1 protein-coding gene and 1 pseudogene are annotated in these 4,381 nt (G+C 73.4%); both read left to right on the top strand.

The features are described 5' to 3' along the window. Positions 1-114 (top strand): annotated as a pseudogene (locus E2E34_RS36015) (IS5/IS1182 family transposase); the annotation flags it as partial. Positions 115-362: 248 nt separating this feature from the next. Beyond that, on the top strand, positions 363-4,381 hold a 4,019-nt coding region (locus tag E2E34_RS31800), incomplete at its 3' end, for a hypothetical protein (protein WP_138905314.1).

The following is a 4,381-nucleotide window of genomic DNA, read 5'->3' as shown; positions in this document are numbered from 1 at the left end:
GGGTACCGCAGACTCAACCACCGCTACGAGCAACACCCGGGCAACTACCTGGCATTTCTTGGGCTGGCAGCCGCCATCTGCTGCTACAAACGCTTCCGCAACCTCACCATGTAGGACACGGTCTTAGACGGGCGCGTTGGCGAAGGAGTTTGCCGACTCGCTTTACTCCGTTGTGCCGGGGGTGGCGGCATGAGGACGGGATTCGGCTCAGTGGCGTGCCAGGGCGCGCCACGAGACCCAGCACTCGCAGCTGGTTGCTAGGCAGAGGCGCGAAGCTGGCACGACCCGGGCAGCCCAACGACCCCTCATGCCACAGAATCCCCCCGAATCCGCTGTCAGAACCGCCTGGCAAGATCACACGTATGACCAGCAACACCGGAACTCCCGTCCCGCTCCCAGCCAATCACCGCATCTCGGAGACGTACGCCGACTGGGCACGTACTCAGGGGCCGGGCGTCGAAACCGATGCCCGCGACATGCTGGAACGGGCGGGCAGCAGCCGGCACCGGGCCTGGGAGAAGCCCGGCCGGTTCGTGGACGACGCGGAGCGCCTGGCCCGGGGCCTGCCGGCCGCCCACCTGCCCTGGTTCTGGGACACCATCGGTCATTGGATGCTGGAGACGCACCGCCGCTCCGCCGCCCGCGCCTACGTGCAGGCGCGCGCCGCCGAGCGCACCCACGCTCTGCCGGTCGATCCCGACTGGCGGCGGGCGAATCAGCTGCTGTTCGCCCGGTTCGGCGCCCTGCCCGCCAGTGAGCTCAGCGGTGCGGCGGCCTGGTTGGACGGTGTCCTCGAACCGGTCGACGCGCACCACGAGTTCGTCAGCCTGCTGAGCGCCTGGGCGGCGTCCCCCGGCGAGCTTCCCGCCGATCTGGCCCGCCGGGTCCGGGACTCGGCCCGCGCGGCCGGGCTCGGCAGCGAGGAGGAGGCCCGGGTGCTGGGCGGGGTGCTGGCCGAGTCCCGCGGCAAGGCCGTCCCCGAGCGGCTGCTCGATGCGGCCGCTGGCCCGCTCGGTGACCACCCGCCCGCCGACGAGCAGGCCACCGCCCTCCTCGACCTGTTTCCCGCGTCGAAGAACGACGCGGCTGCCTGGCTGCGGCTGCTCATCGCGTGCGGCGCCGCCGACGCGGCCGCGGCCGGGCGGATCACCCCGGAGGGCGGCCTCGGCGACTGGCTGCGCCGGTACGCCGCCGGATACTCGCACCGCACGGTCGGCGGCGGTGGGGTGACCCGCCAGCCCATGCCCGCGGAACTCTTCGACCTGGTACGCCGGTTCGCCCCGCTGCTGCGCGCGAATGGCACCCCGGTCCACCTGCACGAGGACCGCTACCGGTGGCCGCATCTGGACGCCGACCTCCTCGACCTCTGCCTCGCCGAAGGCATACCCGTCCACGACCCCGGTGCCGCGATCCGCCTGGAGTTCTGGGGTGAGCACTCCCAGCGCGACCTCAAGGCACTCGCCACCGACCCGGTGTTCGGCCCCCGGCTGGAAGGCACCGTGCACGCCGGGCTCCGCACCTGGGGCGGCGCTGCGATCAGCGGCACTGCCATCAGCCGGCTCCCGCACAACCCGGGCATCACCGCCGAGGTGCACGCCCGCGTCGAGAAGCTGCTCGACGCCCTGCGCGGCGGGGGACTCGCCGCCGCCGACGAGGCCGTCGACGAGCTGCACGATCTCCTTGACCGGCCCACCGCCATCGCCCTGGACGGCATCGAGGAGGCCCTCGACACACTCGACCTCACCGGCCCGCTGGCCCGCGCACTACGGGCCGGCCTCCCCGAGGAGCTGGGCTGGCCAGCCCTGGACCAGACCCTCGCCGCGTTCCGGCCCGACGAAACCGTGCACGTCACCTGCACCTGGCCGGTGCTCACCGTGTACGGGGAGACCCGCGCCTTCGCCGTCGATCACTCCGGGCTGCGCGCAGAGCACACCCTGGAACTGCCCGACGGCGCACTCGGCCACACCGTGCACTGGGTCGGTGGCCAGTTCCTCGTCGCCTGGAACGAGCAGGACCAGGAGAACTCTCCCAACACCGCCTACTGGTCCGACCACGCCAGCGAGAAGTTCGAACCGGAGCAGACGTACGGGCTGCGCCCCTACGGCGGCAGCATCCAGGGCGGCCTCGGCTACCAGTTCGAGACCCCGGACGGGGGCGGCCGGTTCGACGGCGAGCGCGTGCTGCGGGCCGGGGGCCGTGAGGGCATCGGCGCCCGCGACTACCAGATGACCGACGGCCACGTCTTCTGGAGCGCCACGGTGTTCAGCGAGGGGCGCGGCGGCTGGGCCCGCATCGACCCGGCCACCGGTGTTCCCACCGCCGACCGCACTCTGCCCGCCTTCCATGACCCCGACCGGTCCCTGCCCGGCACGAAGCCTTTCCCCGACCACCGGATCCTCGCCGCGCTGCCACCCGGTGCCCCGCCCTCCTCGCTCGGCCAGGACGGTACGCTCACCGGTTGCCGGGTCGACTACCGCACGCCGTACGCGGGTCCCTCGCCCCGTGAGTTCGTGCTGGAGTCCATCGACGGCCGTACCGCCTCCTACCGCAGCAACACCTGGGGCCGTCGCCCGTGGGGAATCCTTGCCCTGCCGTTCGGAGGTGAGGACGCCGTCCTGGCCGGCGGGACCACCATCCGCTGCCACTCCGCTGCCGACAACTCGCTGCTCTGGCAGGTCCAGGGCTTCCCCGGCAGCCGCGACAGGTCCCGGAGCCGCGCCACTCTGGGCGATCTGGCCGGGCCGGTTCCGCCGCCTGCCTTCTGGCACTTCCTCACCCCGCGCGACGAGCCCTCGTCCCGTGTCTTGCGAACGGTCACGGACAGTACGGTGCGCGAGCTGTTGCACCAGGGCACCAGGAGCGCCGTGCCCGGAGTGAGCGACCCGCGGGTCCGGGAGGGCGTCGAGCGCGCCGTCCGGCTCGCCGCCGACGTGCTGCGCCGCCGCCAGGAGCTGTCCCACCGGGTCGCCGTCATGCGGGCCGGGCCGGTCGTCGACCTGCCCGACCCTGCGCCGGACAACCGGCTCGTACCGGCCCTCCACGGCCTGCTGCGCCAGTTCCGCGGCTACGAAGAAGGGCAGCCGCAGCCACAGCCCGCCCTCCTCACCTCGGTCGCCGCCGACGGCCGGTACCTGCGCGGTGAGATCGACGACGAGGTGCGGGTGCTCGCCCTGCCCGCGCCGCCCTCCGAGTGGGCGGTGCTGACCGGCCGGATCGATGCCGTGGCCTGGCGGACCGTCGTCGCGGCCACTCCCGACGAGCAGCGACAGGCGCTCGCGGCCCTGCTCGGTGTGTGGAGCCGGCAGCCGTTCGCGGAGGCCGGCAGCTCCTGGCGGACCGGCCGGGCCCCGGAGCAGCGGATCGCCGAAGTGCGCGCGGACGGTTTCCCCGTGGCCTCCGGCCCGGAGCGCAGCGGCCTCGCCCCCTTCCTCCAGCGAGCAACCGATCCGGTACCCGACGATGCCGAAGAGTGCGCCACGCACACCATCGCCGCCGATGACACCACCCGGCTCCCCCGCCTGCTGGCCCTGCTAGCCGGACAGGGCCCGCTGCCGGTGCCCGAGGAGGCCGTGGACCTGTTCCGCTGGCGCACCGGGGTGGCGCGCCCGATCGCCGCCCTGGTCCTCGACGGATTCGCGGGCAGCGACGACTACGGTGCGCACCGCAAGTTGGTCCGCGCCAAGCCGTACAAGGCGGATCAGAACACCCTCTACGCGTACGACGAGTTCCGGCGGCGGCTCGGTCCGGTCGGCCGGCGTACCGTGCTCGCCGCCGCTCTTCCCGGCGACCCGGCGGAGCTCTGGGCCCCTGGCGGGATGACCGCGGCCGCGGAACGCATGGCCGTGGCCTGGGCCCAGCTGCTCGGCAGTGCCCCGTACACCGATGACGGCAGCCATGCCGCTGCCCTCGCCGCGGACCACGGACTCCCGGAGACCTGGGCCACGGCCCTGCTCACCGGCCGCCTCGAGAAGCCTCTGGAGGCCGACGGCATGCAGGCCGCCGCCACCGCTGTCGCCTGGGCTCTCGCCGAGCGCCCGGTCGCAGACCCCGCGGCGCAGGGCGCCCGCGTCCTGCTCGGCGGGCTCACGGACCTGCCCGCCGATCTGCTCACCGCTCTGCGCAGGCTGGCGGACCGGTCCGCCACCACCCCCATTCCGCCAGGCCAGTACGAGGCCAACCCGCTGTTCAGCGTCCCGGACCTGGTGGACAAGGTGGCGGCGGCTCTCCGTGTCAGCCGTGACGCGGCCGCCCTCCAGCTCCAGCTGCACGCTTTCGACCGCCCGGCCGACCGCACCGTCCGCCGCTGGAACTCCTGGTCCATCGATCATCACCGCGCCGTCCGCAAGGAGCTGACCGCCGCCAAGGCCCCGCGCCCCAAACC

The sequence above is a fragment of the Streptomyces albidochromogenes genome (assembly GCF_005981925.1).
Lineage (GTDB): Bacteria > Actinomycetota > Actinomycetes > Streptomycetales > Streptomycetaceae > Streptomyces > Streptomyces albidochromogenes.
The sequence above is the reverse complement of the archived record's forward strand: the minus strand, read 5'-3'. Positions and strand labels throughout refer to the sequence as shown.